Here is a 20,435-nt window from a genome sequence, read left to right as displayed (position 1 = left end):
GCGCGGGCCGGCGGTCGGGCGTGGGGGTGTCCGGCGGGTGTCGGATCGTGGTGTGGGGCCGGGGAGGCCGGCGGCTCAGGCCGCCTGCGGCGCCTCGGCGCCCTGGTGCAGGTGACGGCGGAGCGTGCCGAGCAGCGCGTCGAAGGCGGCTTCGGCGTCCGTCTGCGGGAACCGTTCGCGGTCCCAGGCGAGGCGGATCAGCAGGTCGTCGCCCTGCGAGGCGGAGACGGCGAGCGGTCCGGCGAGCGGCCGACCGGCCAGGTGGGTCTCCCGGCCGGGGACCCCGCCCAGCACCAGGGGCGGGCGGCGGTGCAGGTCCTCCATGGTGAGCATGCCGTCCATGGCGCCGGACCAGGATGATCCGGCGGCGCGGGCGGCTCGGACCACCTCGTCGAACGGGGTGTCGGCGTGGTCGAGGTCGTCCCACCAGGCGTCGCTGAACGCGTCCGGGTCGTCCTGCACGGCGGGTTCGGCCGGGTGGACGAGGGTGTTGAGGAAGCAGCCGAGCACCTCGGGCGCGCCGGGCGGGCGGCCGCCCCACGGGTAGCCGAGCGCGAGCGCCCGTTCCCCGTGCAGGCGGTGCAGGGCGGCACCGACGCCGGCCAGCAGGGCGGGGAAGACCGCGCCCCGGGCCGGGCCGACGGCCGCGGGCAGCCGGTGGACGAGCATGGCGGTGGAGGCCGCCGGCCCGGCCCCGGTCGAGGTGAGGCCGCCGAGCCGGCGGCCCCAGTGGGTGTGCGCGGCCGGGGTGGAGGCGGCCTCCTCGGCGGCGAGTTGGAGTTCGACGGCCTGGCGGTAGGCGGCGAGGGCGGCCCGGTCCGGGGCGGGCGGGGCGTCCTCGTCCCGTGCGTACGCCTCGGTGAGCTCGGCGGTCAGCACGCCGAGCGACTGCTCGTCGCAGGCCGCGTGGTCGAGCCCGAGGGCGAGCAGTTCCTCGTCCCCGTCCGGTTCGCGGGCCACCAGCAGGCGCAGCGCCGGACCGTCGACGGGCCAGTCCAGCAGCGCCGAGCGCAGCGCCGCGTCGGCCGTGCCGCCGGGGGCGACCGGGACGCGAACGGCCTCGGCCGAAGGGCCGCCGGTCCGCAGCACGGGCGTGCCGCGGACGGTGGTGAAGCCGCCGCAGAGCGCCGGGTGCCGGGCGGCCACCGCGGCGGCGGCGCGGCCCAGCCGGGGCAGGTCGAGGGTGCCGGTCGGATAGGCGAAGAACAGCGGGACGATGTCGGAGCGGTGCTGCGGCGCGAGTCGGCGGGTGATCAGGAAGCGCCGCTGGGCGCCGGTCAGCGGCAGCAGCTCCACCGGGGCGTCGGCGGCGGCGGAGCGGTACCGGGCGAGGTAGGCGGCGGTGATGCTGGCGTGCACGGAACGGTCTCCGGTTTCCGGTTTCGGTGCGGACGGGGCGGTCGGTCGGGCGTCACGACACGGATCTCGGCTCGGCGGCCTCGGCGGCCTGCGTGTCCTCGGCGTCCTGGGCGTCCTGGGAGCCCGCAGCGATCTCGGCGTCCGGGGCGGCCTCGACGCCGGTCGGCAGGTCGCGCATCCGGCGCAGCGGCGAGAGCAGCAGCGGCACCGGGCCGACCAGCAGGCCGGCCGCGCAGAGCCAGAGCGCGGCGCGCGGCCCGGCCGCGTCGGCGACGGCGCCGCCGGCCAGGGCGCCGAGCGGGAGCGTGCCCCAGACCAGGAAGCGCATGGTGGCGTTCATCCGGCCGAGCAGCGCGGGCGGGCAGATGCTCTGCCGGAAGCTCACCTGGGCGACGTTGTAGGCGACCCCGCCGAACAGCACCACCGCCGAGGCGAGGCCGAACAGCACGGCCCCCGCGACGCCGCCGCCGGACAGCGGCCACAGCACCGCGAACGGCGCGGTCACCACCACGGCGAGCCAGATCAGCCGGGCCTGCCCGACCCACCGGGCGAGCGCGCCCGCGCACAGTGCGCCGGCCAGGCCGCCGAGCGCGGAGACGGAGAGCAGCACCCCGATCGCGCCGGGCGACAGGTCCAGCACCCGGACCCAGTAGACGGTCTGGACGGCCATCAGCACGGCGGTGAACAGGTTGCACACCGAGGTGGTGAGGGCGATCGCGCGCAGCAGCGGGTGTCCCAGCACGAAGCGGACGCCCTCGCCGACCTCGGCGCGCAGGGAACGGCCGGGTTCCGGCTCGGGCCGGGGCTCGTCGGCCCGGATCCGGGTGAGCAGCAGCGCGGAGGCGAGGTAGCCGCAGGCGTCGGCCACGATGGCGAGCGGCGCGCCGAGCAGCTGGACCAGGACGCCGCCGAGGCCGGGCCCGGCGATCTGGGCCGAGGAGCGGACCGTCTCGATCGCCCCGTTGCCGCCGACCAGGTGTTCGCGCGGCAGGACCACCGGCAGGTAGGACTGGTGGGCGACGTCGAAGAACACCGTCGCCACGCCGGTGACCAGCGCCACCAGGTAGAGCTGGGTCATCGTCAGCACCCCGAGCCCGGCGGCCGGCGGGATCGAGCCGACGGCCAGGCAGCGCACCAGATCGGCGCGGATCAGGACGGGGAGCTTGCGCATCCGGTCCAGCCAGGCTCCGGCGGGCAGGCCGACCAGCAGGAAGGCGGCGGTTTCGGCGGCGGTCAGCAGACCGACCTCGAAGGGGGTGGCGTCCAGCACCACCACCGCCACCAGGGGCAGGGCGACCAGGGTGACCTGACTGCCCGTCTGGGCCGCGGCGGCTCCGGCGAGCAGGAGCCGGAAGTCGCGGTGGCCGAGCAGGCGGTTCCGGGGAGGGCGAGGCGTGTCGTTCATCAGTGCGACTCTCGGTCACCCATTCGCTACGGGCAACCATCGCGACCGTTTCCGGACGAACCCCGCGTCGGCCCGATCCCGCCACTCCCCCGGCCGGTTCTCACGCTCCCCCTACACCCCCTCGCACGCCCGCCGGAGCGCCCCCACCACCGGTCCGCCCCGCAGTTGCGGCCCCGCGCCCGGTCGGCTCGCCGCACCCGCCACCCGTCCATTTCGCCGTCCGCTTTTCGGACATCCACTTTCCGGCCACCGGACGCCCGCACTCAACTTGGCCGGATCCTGTGGAGTATTGACTGTCCGTCATCCAATCGTGATATCCGCGTCACCACGGACAGCCGTGAAAGCACCGACGGCCGCCCCGCCGAAATCCCGTGGCGGCGGCTCCCGGGCCTTGCTGTCATGGGGGCATGGCTCTCACCCCTGTCGACGGCCCCGGGATCCTCGTGCCGGTGCACGTCCGCGATCTCACCCCTGCCGACCTCCCGGCCTGCGGCTGGTCCGGCTCCGCGACGCATCTGCGACACGTGGCCATGGAGTTGGAGCGGGCGAGGGCCGATGAGGTGGACTACCTCGCGGTGTGCACCACAGCCGACCTCCCGGTGGCGATCGGCGGCGTCGACTACCGGGCCGCCCCCGGAGCCGGCTGGCTCTGGCAGCTCGCGGTCCTCCCGGCCCTCCAGTCCTGCGGCCTGGGCACCCTGCTCATCCACGCCGCCGAGGACCGGATCCGGGCCCGCGGCCTGCGGCGGGCCGAGCTCGGCGTGGAGGAGGACAACCCACGGGCCCGCGCCCTGTACGAGCGGCTCGGCTACGTGGCCTTCGACCGCCGGCCCGACGCCTGGGACGAGGAAGCGCCCGACGGCACGATCCACCGGTACGAGACCATCTGCACGATCATGGGCAGGGACCTGCGGTAGGGCCTGTGAAGCCCTCCGCAGGTCCAAGACCAGGGAGTTCTCGGCACTATAATCACCAGTTATGGAACTGCGGCAGCTCCAGTACTTCGTCACCGTGGCCCGGCACGGCAGCTTCACCCGGGCCGCCGAGCTGCTCCACCTGAGCCAGCCCGGCGTCAGCGCGCAGATCCGCCAGTTGGAGAAGGAGCTGGGCCACCCGCTGCTGGACCGCTCCGGGCGCGGTGTCCGGCTCACCCGGGTCGGCGAGGCAGTGCTCCCGCACGCGCAGGCCGCCCTCGCCTCGGCGGCCGCCGCACGGCAGACCGCGCTGGAGTTCGGCGGGCCACGGCGGGGCCACGTCCGGCTCGGGCTGGTGGCCGGGGCGGGCCTGGGCGTGCCTCCCCGCGAGGCCGGGGTCGACCAACTGCCCGGGCTCGCCACCACGCTCGCCGCCTTCCGCCAGGAGCACCCGGGCATCGACATCTCGCTCTCCGAGGACGTCACCACCCGGATGCTCGACGAGCTGCGCGCCGGCCGACTGGACCTCGCCCTGATCGGCCTGCCGACCGCCGCGAGCGGGCGGGAGGGCGACGACGGCTGGAACGCGCTGGCCGGACTCGCCGTGCACACCGTGCTGGAGGTCCCGTTGGTCGCCGCCTTCGCCGGGGACCACCCGCTGGCCCTCGGCCCGGACGGCGCCCTGCCGGTCGCCGCGCTGGCGGGCCACGCGCTGCTCAGCACCCCGCGCGGCACCGGGCTGCGGACGGCGCTGGAGCGCGCCCTCGCCGAAGCCGCGGGCGGCGAAGCGGCGGTGGGCGGCGAAGCCGGCGCAGGCACCAAGGCGGCAGGCACCACGGCGGGCGCGGACCCCCGGTCCGACCCGGCGGTCGCCGTCGAGGCGGCCGCACCCCCGCAGCTGGCCGAACTCGCCGCCCACGGACTGGGGGTGGCGATCGTCCCGGACCCGCCGTCCGTGCCGGGGCTGCGGGTCCGGCCGCTCACCGACCCGGTGCCGCTGGTGCGGATCGCCCTCGCCTGGCCGGCCGGAGAGCCCACCGCGCCGCCCACCGCCGCCCTGCTGGCCCACCTACGCGGCACCTACCCGGGGCCCCGCCAGGGCGCGTGAGGCCGGGCCGCAGTTCCACCCCACGCCCGGCCGCACCGCCCGACCACACCGCCCGGCCGCCCGACCGCCCGGGGCACGCGCGCCGGGCCGCCCGTCAGTCCGCCGTCACCCGCAGGTTGGCGAGCAGGCTGCGGCCGTCCGCCGTCACGGCGAACACCCGGCCGCTGCGGTGCCAGCAGGTGAGCGCCCCGCCGTGCCGGCGCACGCCGACCGGAGCGGAACCCATCCCCGGCAGCAGCGCGGTGAACACGGCGTCCAGGCCGGCGCCGGAGCCGACCGTCACCCGCACGGCGTCCTCGCCCGGCACGGTGAACGCCCAGCCGAGGCCGTCGCCGCTCAGCGCGCCCCGGCCCGCGACGGACCGCTCGTACACCGGCCAGCCCCCCGCCAGGCGCAGGGCGGTCGCCCCCGGGTCCGTCGCCGACCGGCGCGCGCTCAGCAGCCGCCCCTCCGCGAGCACCTGCGCCAGCCCCCCGTCGACGTCGGCCGGGTCGAGGTGCCTCGGTGCCTGCGGCTCCCACCCGGGCATCTCCCAGCGCCACAGCTCGGTCAGGTCCACCGGGGTGTACCGGCCCACCGGGGTGAGCGCGCCCGCCGGGGTGTGCACGACCGCCACGCAGGCCTCCGGCGTGCGCGTGATCCGGCCCAGGACCCGCTGCCCACGGCCGAGGACCCGCCGGACCACGGTCGGGCGCGGCCCGAGCACGTCCAGCACGGCGATGCCGTCGGCGTCGACGGTGACCAGGTGACGGCCGTCGTAGGAGTTGGCCAGCTGGCGCACCCGCAGGGACGGCAGCTGCTCGACCGCGCGAGTGACCAGGTCCAGCCGGGCGACTTCGCGGATCCCGCCGTACCGGGTGACCAGCAGTGCGCTGCCGCCGTGGTCGGCGAGGACCAGGTTGTAGGCGGTGACGTCCCAGCGGGCGCGGGTGCGGCCGTCCGGGGTGAGCAGCCGGACCCCGGCGTGGCCGCAGGCGACCAGCAGGTCCCCGGAGTCCAGCCGGGCCGCGTCCCACACCCGCAGGGTGCCGGGGTGTTCGGCGGCGGTGACGGTCAGCGGGTCGGCCACCCGTCGGCCGGGGCCCCGGGGCGGCATCAGGTCGGCCGCCGCGAGCGGGTCGGCGCGCTTCAGCAGCCGGTCGTAGCAGGCCCGTTCGGCCTTCGGGTCGCGCGGCCCGGACAGCCCGCCCTGCCCGGCGGAGCGGACCAGGGCCCGGGCGGCCGCGGTGGCCAGTTCGCGGTCGACGGCCGGGTCGGCGGCCGGCAGCGCGGCGAGCGTGCCGGCGACGGCGCTGCGTCCGGCGGCGGCGTTCGGGCCCTCGGCGTCGAGGACGGCCCGGGTGAGCGCCACGGTGGCCGGGCCCGCGCCGAGCGCCAACAGGTGGACCAGGGCCCGCCCGCGGGTGGCCCCGCCGAGGACGACCGCGTCGCGCAGGTCAGCGGCGACGGACGGACGCAGGCTCGGCTCCGGCCAGGCCGCGTCGACCGCGCCGAGCCGGTCGCCGGCCCGGCGCAGGTCCTCGGCCCAGGCCGCGCGCAGCTCGCGGGCGGCCCGGGGGTCGCTCCCGGCGAGGCGGTCGACGGCGGCGGCGAAGGCGCCGCGCTCCCGGGCGATCCGAACCGCCCGCTCCCGCCGGCCGGCCCGCCAGCAGAGCGCGACCACCTGGTCGGCGGGCAGCCCGCGGGCCTCGGCGAGTTCGGCGGCCTGTTCGGCGTGACCGTGCCGGTCGAGGAGGGCGACGGCCTCGGCGGGCTCGCCGAGCAGATCGGCCAGGACATATACGGTCTCGGCGATCCGCCCCTCGTGCTCCAGGGCCTCGGCCGCCCGGCGGTAGACCTCGCGCAGCAGGGACCGGCCGGTGGTGACGCCGGCCGCTGGCGTCGTGGGCACGGCGGGCGGCAGGACGGACCGCACGGCGCGCAGGAAGCGCGGCGGCAGGCGCCGGTTGAGCCAGGTCGGCCGGGCGACGGCGGTGCGGTCGGCGCTCCCGGGGAGCGGGACCGCGTCGCGCAGCGCGTCCTCCCAGCGGTGCTGCTCGAAGGCGCGGACGAGCGCGTACAGGTAGCGCAGATGACGCTCGGTGAAGAACGGGACGACGGGGCCGCGCAGGGTGAGCCAGGCCGACCACCGGCCGCGCGGGCGCCGGTCGCGGCGCCGACGGGCGGGCCGTGGGCGGGCGGGGTGCGGGCCGGCCGGGTGCGGGCCGGCGGCGCGGGCCTGGCCGTTCCGGTCGGTCCGGCCACGCCGGACGAGGGCCAGCGCGACACCCCTGCCGCCGAGGAGGAGGCCCAGCACCAGGGCGAGCGAGAGCCCGCCGAGGGCGATCCCGGTGACCGACATCAGCAGGATGATCAGGGAGGGACCGAGCAGCGACCACACCGGGTCGCCCGTCCGGGCCCCGGTGCGCGTGGTGCGGCGGCCGGTCCCGGGCAGGACGGCGCCCAGGGTGGCGAGGGTGACCGCGACGGCGAAGAGGATGACCGCGCCCTTCGGGACCCCGGGCGGGACGACGGCGGCGAGGAACAGCACGGCGGTGATCACAGCGACGAGCAGCAGCAGCCGCGCGGGGCCCGAGCGAGCGGTTCGGGCCGCCCTGCTCCTGGCCGCCCAGCCGGTTCCGGCCGGCCGGCTCCCGGCCGCCTTGCCGACTCCGGCCGTTTGGCCCGTGACGGCCGCTCGGACGGTCAGCAGGCGGTTCACGCGTTCGGTGCGCGCGGGGATGCCGGCGGCGGCGCGCAGGTCGACGACGGGCGGTTGCGGGAGGTCGTCGGCGACCGGCTCGGGGGCGGCGGGCACGCCGAGCGCCCTGAGCGTGTGCCGGGTGAGGCCGGTCAGGTCGAGCCAGTCCGACGGGTCCAACCGGCGGAGCTCGGCTATTCGGTGACGTTCCGTCAGACTGGCTGTGGTGAGCAGCAGTTCGCCCCGGATCGGCGTTCCGGCTCCGCCGCCGGTCAGCCCGCCACCGACCTCACGCAGCGGCTGCCCCGGGGACCGGTCGGCGCGGGTGTCCACGGGTTCCGGCAGGGTCAACAGCCAGCGTCCACCGGGGAGTTCGAACAGCGCAGCGCCGGACCGCCAGTGCCCGAGGACGCGCTCGACGGCCTCGGCGCGGCCGATCACGGGGACGTCGAGGACGAACCCGGCGGCGTCGATGGTGGGGCTCACTCGGTACATCCGATCAGGAGGTTCAGGATCAGGAGGTTCAGGTGGTGGCGATCAGCAGGTGGGACCGCCCGGTCAGTGCGTCCGCCACCAGCAGGCGGCCGGGGTACGGCTCGGCGGCGACCAGCGGCAGCAGCGGGTGGACGGCGGGCGCGGCCTCCCCGCCGCAGACGTCGGTGAGGGTCCGGACGGAGTCGGCGCGGACGGCCTGGACCAGGCGGGCCCGGTCGGTGCGGATCACGAGCACCGGCTCGCCGGCCTCGTCGACGACCCCGAGCACCTCGGCCTCCTCCACCAGGTCGATCCGGCGGCTGCGCCCCTGCGCGGTGTACAGCCGCCAGGTCAGCCCGTCGTCGGACCAGGCGACCGCGCCGCCGCCGTGCACCAGGTGCACCGCGCCGGCCGCCTCGGGCGGGATCGGGCCGGGGCACAGCCGTGGCTCGTGCGCGGCCCGAAACGGCCGTCCGTCGGCGGTGGAGACCACCGGACCGTCGGCGGTGACGGTGCCGCCGGGCGCGATCCGCCGCCACTGCCCGGCGAGCGGGACGAGCAGGTCGACGCCGTCCTTCAGCAGCGGCAGCACGGGCTGGGCCAGCAGGCCGGCGAGCTGGGCACGGTCCGCCGGGTCCAGCCCGAAGGCCGTCAACTCGGCGTCGTAGCCCCCCGGTTCACCCAGGCCACGGCCGCTGACGTAGAGCCGCAGCCGCCTGCGCTGGACGTACAGGGCGAGCAGCCGCCCGCCGTTGCGTCCGGCGGCGACCACCGGCCCGGGGAGCTCGTGCCGGCGGGCCCGCACGGCCGGGTCGAACTCCCCGCCGCGCGCGAAGCCCACGGCGAGCAGGACGGACTCCTTCCGCCCACGGGCGAGCAGGGTGAAGGCGCGGGTGGTGAACGCGGGCAGCGCTCCGCCGGTCACCAGCAGCGGCGCGGCCACGGTGGCGGCGTGCCGGAACTCGGCGCCGCGCAGCGCCCGGACGGCGATCCGCACCGGCGGCAGCGGCAGCAGCGCGTCCGCGCCGCCGTCCACCCGCACCCGCACCCCGCTCGCCCCGGCGGCGCCCCAGCCGGCCTCCTCGGCCACCAAGGTCCGGCGCCGGGAGGGCAGTTGGCCGCTGAGGCGCGGGGAGGCGAGCAGCCAGACCCGGTCATCGGCGGTCAGCGCCTGCTCGGCGGACCGTACGTCCTCGGGCGTCGGGTCGGTCGGGCGGCGGGACCTGAGCCAGCGCGGCAGGAGTTCGGGCAGTTCACCGCCGAACAGCCGGCCGGGCCGGTCGCCGAGCACGCCGACGAGCAGCTCGCCGCCGCGCGCGGCCGCCCGCTGGTGCAGCACCAGCAGCGCGGCGAGCTGGACGAGCCGCCCGGCGCCGGCCTGGGTCGGCCCCGCGTCGACCAGGACGACCGTCCGGCCGCGGCCGGTCGTGCTGCGGGATCGCGGTGCGAGGTAGAGCAGTTCGTGGTCGACCAGGCGGCGCAGGAACTCCTCGGGGAACTCCTCGGCCAGCAGCCACTCGGCGGGCGGCAGCTGGTCGGGCCGCCCGCTGCGGGCGAGGCCGCCGTAGCCGTCCGGCTCGCCGTGGGGCGCGGTGACGGGGTCGTGCTCGCCGATCAGTCGGTCGAGGCGGAGCAGCAGCGGGGCGAGGGCTTCCGCGAGTTCGGCGCTGATCGCGTCCAGGGTGTCGGCCCAGGCGGCCAGCCCGGCGGGCGGCGTCCCCGGCCCGGCAGGCCCGGCCGACGGCGTCCCGGGCCCGGCAGGCCCGGCGGACGGCGACGGCGTGGCGGCTCGGTCGGCGGTCATCGCGCCACCTCCCCCGGGTGCGGCTCCCGGTGTGTGTCCGGGTGCGGGTCCAGATGCGGGTGCGGGTACAGGTACGGCTCCAGCACCGCCGGGTCGCCGACCGGCACCGGGATCTCGGTGACCAGCGCGTGCCCGGGCACCAGCACGCCCAACTGACTCTCCCGCACGCGCAGCGCCGAGCGCCACAGCGAGGCGGCGGGCCACGGCCGGGCGGTGGTCGGCACCAGCAGGCCGCCGTCGAGCCCGAGGTAGCGGGCGCCGTCCACCCAGGGCAGGGCGGCCTCCGCCCCGACGACGAGCAGGGCGAAGTCGTCGGCAGCGGCGACGGAGAGGCGGTGTCCGGCGAGGATCAGGTCGCGCGTGGCGGCGGCGAGGGCCGGGACGTCGGCGCCGAGCGCGAGCACGGCGGCGGCGGGCAGCGGCGGTTCGCGCCGCTCCCAGCGGAGGGCGGCGGTGGTCACGCGGGCGATACCACCGCGACCAGGCCGGCCCGGACACCGGCCAGCGGGGCGGGCAGGTCGGCCGGGTCGAACCCGGCGTCGATCTCGCGCAGCACGGCCTCCAGGCGGAGCCGGGAGGCGCGCCCCTCGGGCAGGCCGCCGTGTTCGGCGAGCAGTGCGGCGGCGGTGCGCAGCAGGCGTTCGGCGCGGGCGGCGGTGCTGCGGGACAGGTCCTCGGCGGTGTGCACCAGGCTGCGGTTGGCCGCCTGGTCGACCAGGTCGGCGAGGGTCTCGCGGGCCAGCGCCTGGGTCTCGACGGTGGGGGCGATCAGCGGCAGCACCCACAGGTCGCGGGCGGAGGCGGTGTCGCGCCCGTCGAGGACGGCGGCGGCCGCGACGAGGTTCTGGGTGCGGACCGCCCGCCGGTCGCTGATCGGCACGCCGGCCGCCCGCAGCCGGCGCAGCGCGCCGCCGAGCAGCGGGGTGACGGGCCGGAGGTCGCAGGCGCGGGCCGCGGCGGCCAGCCGGTCGAGGGCGGCGAGCATTCCACCGGGGGCGGCGGGCTCCGACGCGGGCTCAGGCGCGGACGCGGGCACGCGCGCGGGCTCGGCGCGGTGGCGGCCCGCCTCCAGCAGCTCCTCCAGGCGGGAGTCGGCGACCGGTTCGACGAAGACACGGGCCAGGAAGCGGTCCGCGAAGGCGGCCAGCGCCGGGTCCTCGGGCAGCTGGTTGGTGGCGCCGACGCAGATCCGCAGCGGGCTGGCGAGGACGGTGCCGCCGCGCCGGAACACCCGCTCGTTGAGCAGGCCGAGCAGGGTGTTGAGCACGGCGGTCGAGCCGAGGAAGACCTCGTCGAGGAAGGCGACCTCGGCTTCGGGGAGCATCCCGGCGGTCTCGAACTCGACCCGGCCCTCCCGCAGGCGGCGCAGGTCGACCGGGCCGAACAGCTCGTTGGGTTCGGTGAAGCGGCCCAGCAGGTACTCGAAGTACCGCCCGCCGAGCCGCTCCGCGACCCGCCGGACCGCCTCCGACTTCGCCGTCCCGGGTGGGCCGACCACCAGCAGGTGCTCGCCCGCGACGGCGCACAGCGCCACCACCTCGGCCACCGTCTCCCGTTCGACCAGCCCGCGGCCGGCGGCCGCGACGGCGGCGGCGATCAGCTCGGCGTCGGCGGTCGGCGCGGGGTCGGCCCCGGCTATCGCGGGGTGGGGCGTCGGGGAGGCGGTCGTCTCGGTCACGAACACGGGAGTCTAGGGCCGCCCGGGCGCCGCCCACCAGCGGGTTTCCCGTCCGGGCGGCACCACCGGCCGACGGACGGGCACCGGCGGCCCGCCCGGCCAGCCCTCCACAGCCGTGCCGCCCCTGTCCCTGCCGAGGCCCTGCCGCCCCGACCCGCCCAGCCGACCCCGCTCAGCCCACCCGGGTGAGCCGGGTGCGGGCCGGACCGGAGGCCGGAGCCAGGTCGGACGCGGCCCCGACCCGGTCCGGCTCGGCGCGTTCGGGGCCGGCGAGCAGGATGGAGCGTTGCAGCCGCCGCAGCCCGGCGGACGGCTCCATGCCCAACTCCCGTACCAGCGTGGACCGCAACCGCTGGTACGCCTCCAGCGCCTCACCCCGCCGCCCGGACCGGTGCAGGGCGATCATGTACTGCCCGTGCAGACTCTCGTGCGTGCGGTACCGGTCCACCAGCACGGTCAACTCCGCCAGCAGGACCCGGTGCCGGCCGAGCCGCAGGTCCGCCTCGATCCGCTGGTCCAGCGCACACAGCCGGGTCTCCTCCAGCCGCTTCGCCTCCACCGCGAGCTGACCACCGACCGGCACGTCCGCGAAGGCCGGCCCGCGCCACAACGCGAGCGCCTCACCGAGCTGACGCGCCGCCAGCGGGTAGTCCTCACCGTCCATCGCCCGGTAGCCCATGCCCGCCAGACGCTCGAACTCCCGCAGATCCGCCAGCCCGCCACCACTGTTCAGCATGTAGCCACCGGGCGAGGTCACCAGCACGTCCTTGGCGCAGGACACCCCGGCCGCCACCCCCACCTCGGCCAGCGCCCGGTCGATCAGATCACGCAGCTGGAGCACGTACGTCTGCACCGTGGTCCGCGCACTGCGCGGCGGCCGCCCCGACCACAACTCCTCCGCCAACACCCCCGCCGGGACGACCTGATCGGCACGCAGCGCGAGCAGGGCGAGCACCTGGCGGGGTTTCGGCGCCGACGGCACCACCGACACCCCGCACACCTGGACGCCTAAGGCTCCCAGTACCCGGATCTCCATGATGACCACCCCCATCCGAACGGATCGGCGACCCCGACGGCCACCGGCCGATCGGGCGCCCGGCCACCGAACGGCTGAGCACCCGGACCTATCCAAAAACAGGACAGACGGTTTGTCAATACAAAACCGACCGAGCCGTTTGTTTTTGAACGGAGGATCTGCCAGAAGGATCTGCCTGCGCTGCGCCCCGGAAGGCCCCGCCGCCTACCTCAGACCTCGCGCGCCTGCGCCATCTCCGCCGCCACCCGCGCCCCGCGGTCCACCCCCAGGTCCAGCACCGCCAGCACGCCGGGGACAGCGATGCTCGGCATCAGATGCTGGTAGAGCGCGGCCACCCGGCGCTCCAGATCCGCCCGGCCGGTGAACTTGTGGGACTGGATCTGCACCCCCGTCCAGGCTCCGGTCACCAGCCACGCCGTCTCGGCCGGCACCACGTGCGGCAGCAGCTCGCCCCGCTCGCCGGCCGCCACCAGCACGGCCTCCACCCGGCCGATCCACCCGGGGGCCGCACCGCCGTCGAGGTCACCGAAGAGGTCCTGGCCGAGGGAGAGCCGGGCGCCGGCGCTCAACAGCGGGTCGTGCGGCATGAGATGGGCGACCAGCATCCCCATGTCGACGAACTCCTGGAGCTTGCAGTGCCGTTCGGGGATCCCCTGCTCGCCGAACTGCTCCTCCAGCACCCCCTGGGCGAGCTCCCGCTTCGAGGCGAAGTGGAAGTACACCGCCCCCCGGGTCACCCCGGCGCGGGCGACCACCTCACCGATCGTCGCGCCCTCGTACCCGTACTCGTCGAAGACGGTCGCCGCCGCCTCCAGGATCAGCCGACGCGTTCGGACCGCCCGCTCCTGTCGCCCCACCGCCACCACTCCGCCCGAAATGCCCCGGCAAACAAAACCAAACACCCCGTATCTTACCCATCGGGGTACGGACGACCCCACCTCGCGAGGCCGCATGCAGCCGCCTTCGAGCGCCGAAAAACCGCGCGAACGGTATGAGAACTGCCGTCGAGCCGGACACTTACCCGGGACGACGCGAGCGGAACCCCCTTCCTCACTTTTTGCACTACCGCACCCGGACCACGCCCTCGCGACGGCGCTCCTGACACCTCGCCGACCGCGACATCACGGCAGGTCGCGCCGGGTAGACCGGCCCGGGCGACCGCCCCTGAGGCCGTTGGTCCGCACCAGGAGCGATCAGGCGGCCCCGCTCGGGCGCCAACGAACCTTCGTTCGAGCTCCTTGAAAACCAAACCGGAAGGTACGTATCTTACGAGCCCTGAGCAGCCCACCCGCCCATCACGGCCTTTCGGAGCGCTCCCATGACCCTGCTTGCCTACCGCGCCCTTGCCCCCTCCCGTGCTTTCGCGCCCGCACGCACCCTCGCGCCCGCCCGCGCCGCCGGCCCGCACCCGGCCGCGGCGCCCCCCGCGGCGACGCCCCGTTTGACCACCACCGTTGCGAAGGAATACGTCCACCGGGCCTGCCACGCCGAGGTGTTCCTCACCGGCAGTGAGCAGGTGAACGAGACCACCTTCACCGTCACCGCCCAATGGCCGCGTGCGCACACCTTCTTCAGCACCCCGGACGGCACCCGGCACGACCCGATGCAGGCCGCCGAAACCATCCGGCAGGCCGGGCTCTACCTCGCCCACACCCGGTTCGGTGTCCCGCTCGACCACAAGTTCCTGATGTGGAACCTCGACTACACCACCCGCTCCCGCCAGTTCGTCATCGGTGCGACGCCCACCGACCTCACCATCGAGGCGAGCCTCGTCCCTCGGCCCCGCCGCACCGGCGCCACCGTCGATTTCACCTTCACCGCGATCGTCCGCCGCGGCCCCCACCTCGCCGCCACCGGACACGCCCGGTTCACCACCGTGCCGGACAGCAGCTACCGGCGGCTGCGCGGGGCACGCCGCAGCGCCGACCCGGCGCCCGCGCCCGCCGCCGTCGGCCGGCCGCTTCCCCCCGGCCGGGTCGGCCGGATCCGCCCCGGAGACGTCGTGCTCACCGCGACCGGCGAACCCGGCACCTGGATCCTCACCCCCGACACCTGGCACCCGATCCTCTTCGACCACGCCAACGACCACATCCCCGGCATGGTCCTGCTGGAGGCCGCCCGCCAGGCGACCAACGCCCTGACCACCCCGGTCACCGTCACCCCGACCTCCGCGGCCACCACCTACCACCGCTACGCGGAGCACGACGCCCCCACCACCATCACCGCGCGCCACACGCCCGGCGACCACCCGGACGCACTCACCACCACCGTCACCGGCCACCAGAACGGCGAACCGATCTTCACCACCGTCCTCACCGGCCACCCCGACCACCGCTGAACCCGCCGGTCGGCCCGGCCGCCTCGGAAACCCCGCAGAGCCGCCGCCGAACCGCCGCAGACCCCTGCCGCCGCCTCTCCCGGCCGGCCCCGCAGCCAAGCCCGGCTCGCCCCACCCACCAGGTCGGGCGGGCCATCTGCCGATCCGACCGGAATTTGTCGGACACTCCCTGGCACCGGGCGAACACCTGCGCGAGGATGACCCCCTTGGATCCACCGTCACGGGGAGTTCACCATGAGTGAAGTCGGTGTGCAGAAGCACGAGTTGATCAGACTCGCGGACCGTCCGGGCACCGATGACGGCCCCGGTTGCGAGGGCCGCAACGGCGGCCGGAGCCTCCAGGTCAAGGTCCTGGGCCGGCACGCGCCGGGCTCCCTGCTCGGCCACGACTGGCTCGACTGCGAGATCACCGTCATCGCCGACTCGGTACGCGGACACTTCGTCACCCTGGTGACGCCACGTCAGCTCGACCAATGGGAGGCCGCGCTGGAACGCCTCGCCCGCCGCGAGGCGGTCCGCTGGCTGGACGAGGAGCACGGCCCCGAGCTGCGGATCGAGCCCGGACGCCCGGGCGGGCTCTGGGCCACGGTCTCCGACGCCGAGAACTCCGGCGTCACCGTCCGCGTGGTGCTGGCCCCTGCCCCCGACTGGATCGCCACCCAGCGGGCCCTGCTCAAGCTCGTCCGCGAGGCCTTCCCGACCGAGGTCGCCGAGGTCGCCCCGGGCGTCCATGCATGGCGCAACCTGCCTGGTAAGCACGCATACTGACTGATCGTCATCCTTCCCCGCCCCGGGCCACGGCCGCACACCCCCTCGGCCGTACCGGAGCCCACACGGGCGCCCACCGCACCCCAGGACGAGGACCACAGCCCGCGAACGGCCCCGGCGGCGCGATCCGCTGCCGGACACCAACGGCGGGCCCGGCCCGGAGTCCCGGCCCGGGGTCCCGTCCCCCGACAATGACCCCGTGATCAACACACCCCTGCGCGTCGTCCTCGCCGAGGACTCGGTGATCCTCCGGGACGGCATGGTCGAACTCCTCGCCGCCCGGGGCTGCGCGGTGCTCGCCACCGCCGGGACGGCCCCCGAGCTGGTCGCCGCCGTCGCCGAACACCGGCCCGACGTCGCCGTGGTGGACATCCGGATGCCCCCCACCCACACCGACGAGGGCATCCGCGCCGCCGTCCGGATCCGCGCCGACTGGCCCGGGGTCGGCATCCTGGTGTTCTCCCAGCACGCCGAACCCGCCTGGGCCGAACGGCTGCTCGCCGGCGGCGCGGCCGGCGTCGGTCACCTGCTCAAGGAACGCGTCGCCCGCACCTCGGAGTTCGTCGACGCCCTGCACCGGGTGGCGGCCGGCGGCACCGCGCTCGACCCGGAGATCGTCAACGGCCTGCTGCGCGGCGGGCGGCGCGGCCGGCTCGACGCGCTGACGCCGCGCGAGCGCGAGGTGCTGGAGCTGATGGCCCAGGGCCACTCCAACCGTTCGATCGCCGCCCGGCTGGTGGTGTCGGAACGGGCGGTGGAGAAGCACGTGGCAGCAGGTCGAGGATGTCGTGCCCGGTCGCCCGGTCGAGCGCGCCGGTCGGCTCGTCCGCGAACAGCACCGGCGGCCGGGCGACCAGTGCCCGGGCGACCGCCACCCGCTGTTGCTGGCCGCCGGAGAGCTGGGCGGGCCGGTGCCGCTCGCGACCGGCCAGCCCGACCCGGGCCAGCGCGTCCAGCACCCGGGCACGCTCCGGCGGCGTTCCGGCCAGTCGGCCGGGCAGTTCGACGTTCTGGGCGACGGTCATCGCGGGCATCAGGTTGAACGCCTGGAACACGAACCCGACCCGGGTGCGCCGAAGCGCCGCCAGCCGTCGCTCGGGCAGCCCGGACACCTCGGTCGCGCCCCACCGCACCGTGCCGCGGGTGGGTCGGTCCATGCCGGCGAGGCAGTGCAGCAGCGTCGTCTTGCCCGAGCCCGAGGGGCCCATCACGGCGGTGAAGGTGCCCGGCGCGAACGCCACCGACACCCCGCGCAGCGCCCGTACGGCGGCCTGGCCGCGCCCGTACTCCCGGTGCAGCCCCTCCGCCGTCACGGTGCTCGCGGTGGTTCCTGTCGTCATCCCGTCCATGCGTTCCATCCTGGGCGGCGGGGGCGCGCCGATCGATCGGGCGGGCACCCGGATCGGGGGTTCGGAAATCCGCACCCCCGCCCGGGCCGCCGGCGCTAGCTTGGTGCCCATGCGTGAACCGGTCCTGCCCGAGCTGCCCGAGAACCGCGCCCTGCTCGACCACCTGCGTGCGCAGGCCGCGCGGGCCCGGCCCGGCGAGGAGTTCGCGCTCGGGGACTGGTGCCTGCACACCCACCCGGACCTCTACGAGCGGTTCGCCGGGCTGCTCCCCGGCCGGCCGCTCACCTCGGTCTACGGGGTGCCGGTGGCCGCCCACGCCGGGGTCGCCGCGGCGGTGGCGCTGGGGACCTCCGTGCTGCTGGTCCGGCTGCCGGGCCCGCCGGCGGACGTCGCACCGGGCGAGCCGGTGCCGCCGCTGACCGACGGCGAGTGGTACTCCCTGGCCCCCTTCCCCGGCCGGTCCGGGGCGGCCGACGGGGACGACGCGCTGCGGGCGGTGCTGCGCGCGGCGCTGTGGCACGCGCGGGAGTTGAGCCTGACCCGACCCCGGCGTCAGCCGGGCCCACCCGACCGGCCATCATGATCAGGTGACGATCGATCTGCTCCCCGGGCACGGCGTCCGGCTGCCCGCCCCGCTGCCCGAACTGCGCTTCGGGCTCGCCGAGGCGACGGTCCGTCAGCTGCTGGCCCCGCCCGGCGGCCCCGGCGGGGTGCAGGACACCTTCGTCTGCGGCTCGCCGTGGGCGCTGCACTTCACCCTCCCGGGGCTGGGCGTCACCCTGACCGCCGACACCGACGGCGCCTTCGCCGCCGTCCACCTCACCCGGCTCCCCACCGACCGGACGGACCGGACCCACCGGACGGACTGGAACCACCGGACGGACTGGAACCACCGGACGGACTGGACGAACCGGACGGACGATCAGATCTTCTGCCCGGTCGGCTTCCACGGCATCGACGTCTTCGGCTGGCCCGCCCACGAGCTCGTCGCCGCGCTGCGTGCCGAGGGCCTGCCCGTCCCCGATCCGAGCCACGGCAACCTCCGATTCGGCGAGCTCCACCTCAGCCGCGGCACCGCGACCCGCTGGGCCCCGCCCGACGCCCGCAAGCCCCGCCACGAGCCGCCGTTCACCTTCGCCCACGCCTCGCTGACCGCCCCCGACCACGGCCGCCCCGCAGCGGCGCCGTGATCCCGCATTCGACCGGCCACCTCGCCGGCGCACACCACCACCCAGGAGTCGACATGACGGCTACCACTTCCACCAACCCTGTCTCCACCACCTCAAGCCCCACCACCCCCCTCACCGTCGCGGTCCTCGGACCGGGCGGCGTCGGCGGCCTGATCGGCGGCCTGCTCGCGCGCGACGGGCACCGGGTGATCTTCCTGGCCCGCGAGGAGACCGCCGCGGCCCTCACCCGGGACGGGCTGCACGTGCGCAGCGCGCCCTACGGGGAGTTCACCGCCCAGGTCGAGGCCGCCACCGAGCTGCGCGAGCCGGTGGACCTCGCCCTGGTGACCGTCAAGGGGACGGCACTGGCCGCCGCGCTCGACCGGATGCCCGCGCAGGCCGTCGCCGGCGCGACCGTGATCCCGCTGCTCAACGGCCTCGACCACATGGCGGTGCTGCGCGAGCGCTACCCGGCCGGGCGGATCGTGGCCGGGACGATCCGGGTGGAGGCCACCCGGACGGCGCCGGGGCGGATCGAGCACTCCAGCCCGTTCGCCGCGCTCGAACTCGCGGCCCCCGTCGAGGAGCTGGCCGCCCGGCTGCGGCACGCCGGCCTGGACGTCACGCTGCGCGAGGACGAGACGGCGATGCTCTGGTCCAAGCTCTCCTTCCTCGCGCCGTTCGCCCTGCTCACGACCCGCTACCGGACCGACGCCGGCACCGTGCGCACCGAGCACCGGCCGGAGCTGCTGGCCGTCCTGGACGAGATCACCGCCGTGTCCCGGGCGGCCGGTGCCCCGGCGGGCGCGGAGGGCGTGCTCTCCTTCTTCGACCGTGCACCCGCAGGGATGAAGTCCTCGATGCAGCGTGACGCGGAGGCCGGTCGTCCGATCGAGCTGGACGCCATCGGCGGCGCCGTGCTGCGGGCCGCCGGTGCGCACGGGGTCGACACCCCGGTCGTCGCCCGGCTGGTGCACGAACTGTCCGGGGAGGTCAACCGGTAGTGGTTGCGGGAGCGTTCCCCGGTGGTTGCGGGAGCGTTCGCGTCACGGGTACAACTCGTGACGTGACGTCAGCCAGCCACCAGAACGCTCCCGCGTGGAGCCACATCGAGGACTTCCTGCGCGAGCTCGAGGCCGACCGGATCCCGCACCCGGGCGGCACCCTGCTGGAGCACCTGACCCGGGTCGCCGGCCTGCTGGCGGAGTGGGGCACCGACTCCGCCGTGCAGGCCGCCGGGCTCTGCCACGCCGCGTACGGGACGGACGGGTTCGACGGCGCCCTGCTGGGGCTGGACGAGCGGGACGTCCTGGCCGCGGTGGTCGGCGACCGCGCCGAGGCGCTGGTCTACCTGTACGCGAGCTGCGGCCGGGCCGCCGTCTACCCGCGGCTCGGCCGCGACGGGGTGCCGTCGTTCCACGACCGGTTCACCGGCACCGACCACACCCCGCCGGAGGAGGACCTGCGCGCCTTCCTGGCCCTCACCGCCGCCAACGAGCTCGACGTCCTGGCGCACAACACCGAGCTGGCCGCCCGGTACGGCGCGACGCTGTACGAACTCTTCGCCCGCACCCGGGACTTGCTGCCCGAGGCGGCCTGGGAACGCTGCCACCGGCAACTCGGCCCCACCGCGGCCGGCTGACCGGTTCCCCGCGCAGGATTCACCGACGGTTCACCCGGCGGGCCGGAACCACCGTGGGGCGGTCGGGCGTTGCTCCGGTCGGGAGGGAAACTGACATGACAAGGAAGCCGTACCGTCTGGCCGCCGCCACGCTCGCACTGCTCGTGGCCGCCCCGCTGTTCACCGCGTGCAAGGAGGCCGACCAGGCGCTCGACTGCGGGAAGCGGGCCATCAGTCTCACCGGCGACGTCCAGGACCTCACGGACTCGGCCGTCAACGTCGGCCAGATCGTGGACGACAGCCGCCGCCAGAAGACCGTCGACGCCCTGAAGAAGATCGCGGACGACGTCAAGAAGATCCACGACGACCACAGCGGGGGCAAGCTCGACGCAGCGACCGACAAGCTCTCCAAGGCCGTGAGCAACGCCCAGGACGCCGTCGCCAAGGGCAACGCACCCGACGTCGGCGCGGTCGCCTCCGCGGCCGGCGACGTCACCAAGGCCTGCGCCGGCTAGTTGTATTGACCATGAGCGTTGTTGACGGTGGTTGGGCTTGATCATGGCAAAGACCTCCGGTGTGGTGGAGGTGTCTAGGCTCCACACCACACACGGAGGTCTTCGTGTCCCACCGTAACGCTCGGCTGACCGTGCACGGCAGGCGGCTCCTGATCGAACGCGTCCGCGCAGGCCGCCCAGTGGCGCACGTAGCCGCCGAGATGGGCATCTCCCGGGC

18 protein-coding genes and 2 pseudogenes are annotated in these 20,435 nt (G+C 75.9%); 11 read left to right on the top strand and 9 right to left on the bottom strand.

All coding sequences use genetic code 11. From position 1 onward, the window contains the following. Positions 1-75: 75 nt before the first annotated feature. Both ABTY15_RS36780 and ABTY15_RS36775 read right to left on the bottom strand, forming a co-directional pair. Positions 76-1,359: an amino acid adenylation domain-containing protein gene (locus tag ABTY15_RS36780; RefSeq protein ID WP_350605652.1), complete on the bottom strand. Its 1,284-nt coding sequence runs from the start codon at positions 1,357-1,359 to the stop codon at positions 76-78. Between the two features lie 52 nt (positions 1,360-1,411). After that, positions 1,412-2,764 (bottom strand): MFS transporter, encoded by a 1,353-nt coding sequence (locus tag ABTY15_RS36775; protein ID WP_350605648.1) that lies wholly within the window; start codon positions 2,762-2,764, stop codon positions 1,412-1,414. A gap of 407 nt (positions 2,765-3,171) precedes the next feature. Here ABTY15_RS36775 and ABTY15_RS36770 point away from each other — a divergent pair, with 407 nt between their 5' ends. Then, positions 3,172-3,681 carry a GNAT family N-acetyltransferase gene (locus ABTY15_RS36770; RefSeq protein ID WP_350605643.1) on the top strand — a complete coding sequence of 170 codons (510 nt, stop codon included), beginning with the start codon at positions 3,172-3,174 and terminating at the stop codon, positions 3,679-3,681. A 61-nt stretch (positions 3,682-3,742) separates the two neighbouring features. Next, positions 3,743-4,786: a LysR family transcriptional regulator gene (locus tag ABTY15_RS36765; protein ID WP_350605639.1), complete on the top strand. Its 1,044-nt coding sequence runs from the start codon at positions 3,743-3,745 to the stop codon at positions 4,784-4,786. A 94-nt stretch (positions 4,787-4,880) separates the two neighbouring features. Here the strand turns inward: ABTY15_RS36765 and ABTY15_RS36760 are convergent, their stop codons facing one another. The 6 genes from ABTY15_RS36760 to ABTY15_RS36735 form a co-directional block, all read right to left on the bottom strand. Continuing rightward, positions 4,881-7,952, bottom strand: coding sequence for a bpX6 domain-containing protein (locus tag ABTY15_RS36760; RefSeq protein WP_350605635.1), 3,072 nt, complete (start codon positions 7,950-7,952; stop codon positions 4,881-4,883). Positions 7,953-7,989: 37 nt separating this feature from the next. After that, a complete protein-coding gene (locus ABTY15_RS36755; protein WP_350605633.1) occupies positions 7,990-9,744 on the bottom strand; it encodes a hypothetical protein in 1,755 nt (584 codons plus the stop codon). Next, positions 9,741-10,205: a bpX5 domain-containing protein gene (locus ABTY15_RS36750; RefSeq protein ID WP_350605630.1), complete on the bottom strand. Its 465-nt coding sequence runs from the start codon at positions 10,203-10,205 to the stop codon at positions 9,741-9,743. The genes ABTY15_RS36755 and ABTY15_RS36750 overlap by 4 nt, the downstream gene beginning before the upstream one ends. Then, the gene (locus ABTY15_RS36745) at positions 10,202-11,422 is read right to left on the bottom strand and encodes an AAA family ATPase (RefSeq protein WP_350605626.1); all 1,221 of its coding nucleotides are present in this window, start codon (positions 11,420-11,422) and stop codon (positions 10,202-10,204) included. Before ABTY15_RS36745 ends, ABTY15_RS36750 begins: the two co-directional genes overlap by 4 nt. A gap of 172 nt (positions 11,423-11,594) precedes the next feature. Continuing rightward, positions 11,595-12,458 (bottom strand): AfsR/SARP family transcriptional regulator, encoded by an 864-nt coding sequence (locus tag ABTY15_RS36740; RefSeq protein WP_350605623.1) that lies wholly within the window; start codon positions 12,456-12,458, stop codon positions 11,595-11,597. Positions 12,459-12,667: 209 nt separating this feature from the next. Next, on the bottom strand, positions 12,668-13,315 hold the full coding sequence (locus ABTY15_RS36735) for a ScbR family autoregulator-binding transcription factor (RefSeq protein WP_350605621.1): 648 nt from the start codon (positions 13,313-13,315) through the stop codon (positions 12,668-12,670). A gap of 461 nt (positions 13,316-13,776) precedes the next feature. On the opposite strand from ABTY15_RS36735, the gene ABTY15_RS36730 reads away from it, so the two are divergent. From ABTY15_RS36730 to ABTY15_RS36720, 3 genes and pseudogenes are all read left to right on the top strand, one after another. Next, on the top strand, positions 13,777-14,796 hold the full coding sequence (locus ABTY15_RS36730; protein ID WP_350605617.1) for a ScbA/BarX family gamma-butyrolactone biosynthesis protein: 1,020 nt from the start codon (positions 13,777-13,779) through the stop codon (positions 14,794-14,796). Between the two features lie 234 nt (positions 14,797-15,030). After that, on the top strand, positions 15,031-15,564 hold the full coding sequence (locus ABTY15_RS36725) for a DUF5959 family protein (RefSeq protein ID WP_350605614.1): 534 nt from the start codon (positions 15,031-15,033) through the stop codon (positions 15,562-15,564). Between the two features lie 199 nt (positions 15,565-15,763). Next, positions 15,764-16,285, top strand: a pseudogene (locus ABTY15_RS36720) (response regulator); the annotation flags it as partial. Here ABTY15_RS36720 and ABTY15_RS36715 read toward each other — a convergent pair. Continuing rightward, entirely contained in the window at positions 16,182-16,913 is a 732-nt protein-coding gene (locus ABTY15_RS36715; protein ID WP_350605611.1) for an ABC transporter ATP-binding protein, read from the bottom strand. The pseudogene ABTY15_RS36720 and the gene ABTY15_RS36715 overlap by 104 nt on opposite strands. A gap of 109 nt (positions 16,914-17,022) precedes the next feature. Between ABTY15_RS36715 and ABTY15_RS36710 the strand changes: the two genes are divergently transcribed. From ABTY15_RS36710 to ABTY15_RS36685, 6 genes and pseudogenes are all read left to right on the top strand, one after another. Then, positions 17,023-17,496, top strand: coding sequence for a hypothetical protein (locus ABTY15_RS36710; protein ID WP_350605604.1), 474 nt, complete (start codon positions 17,023-17,025; stop codon positions 17,494-17,496). Between the two features lie 4 nt (positions 17,497-17,500). Then, entirely contained in the window at positions 17,501-18,103 is a 603-nt protein-coding gene (locus ABTY15_RS36705; protein ID WP_350605600.1) for a hypothetical protein, read from the top strand. Positions 18,104-18,156: 53 nt separating this feature from the next. Then, positions 18,157-19,086, top strand: coding sequence for a ketopantoate reductase family protein (locus tag ABTY15_RS36700; protein ID WP_350605596.1), 930 nt, complete (start codon positions 18,157-18,159; stop codon positions 19,084-19,086). A 62-nt stretch (positions 19,087-19,148) separates the two neighbouring features. Further along, positions 19,149-19,724 (top strand): DUF6817 domain-containing protein, encoded by a 576-nt coding sequence (locus ABTY15_RS36695; protein WP_350605590.1) that lies wholly within the window; start codon positions 19,149-19,151, stop codon positions 19,722-19,724. Positions 19,725-19,819: 95 nt separating this feature from the next. After that, a complete protein-coding gene (locus ABTY15_RS36690) occupies positions 19,820-20,218 on the top strand; it encodes a hypothetical protein (RefSeq protein WP_350605586.1) in 399 nt (132 codons plus the stop codon). A 104-nt stretch (positions 20,219-20,322) separates the two neighbouring features. Then, positions 20,323-20,435, top strand: a pseudogene (locus tag ABTY15_RS36685) (leucine zipper domain-containing protein); the annotation flags it as partial.

The organism is Kitasatospora sp. NPDC097643, assembly GCF_040302625.1.
In the GTDB taxonomy this organism is placed as follows: domain Bacteria; phylum Actinomycetota; class Actinomycetes; order Streptomycetales; family Streptomycetaceae; genus Kitasatospora.
This window is presented reverse-complemented; position numbering and strand designations above follow the sequence as displayed.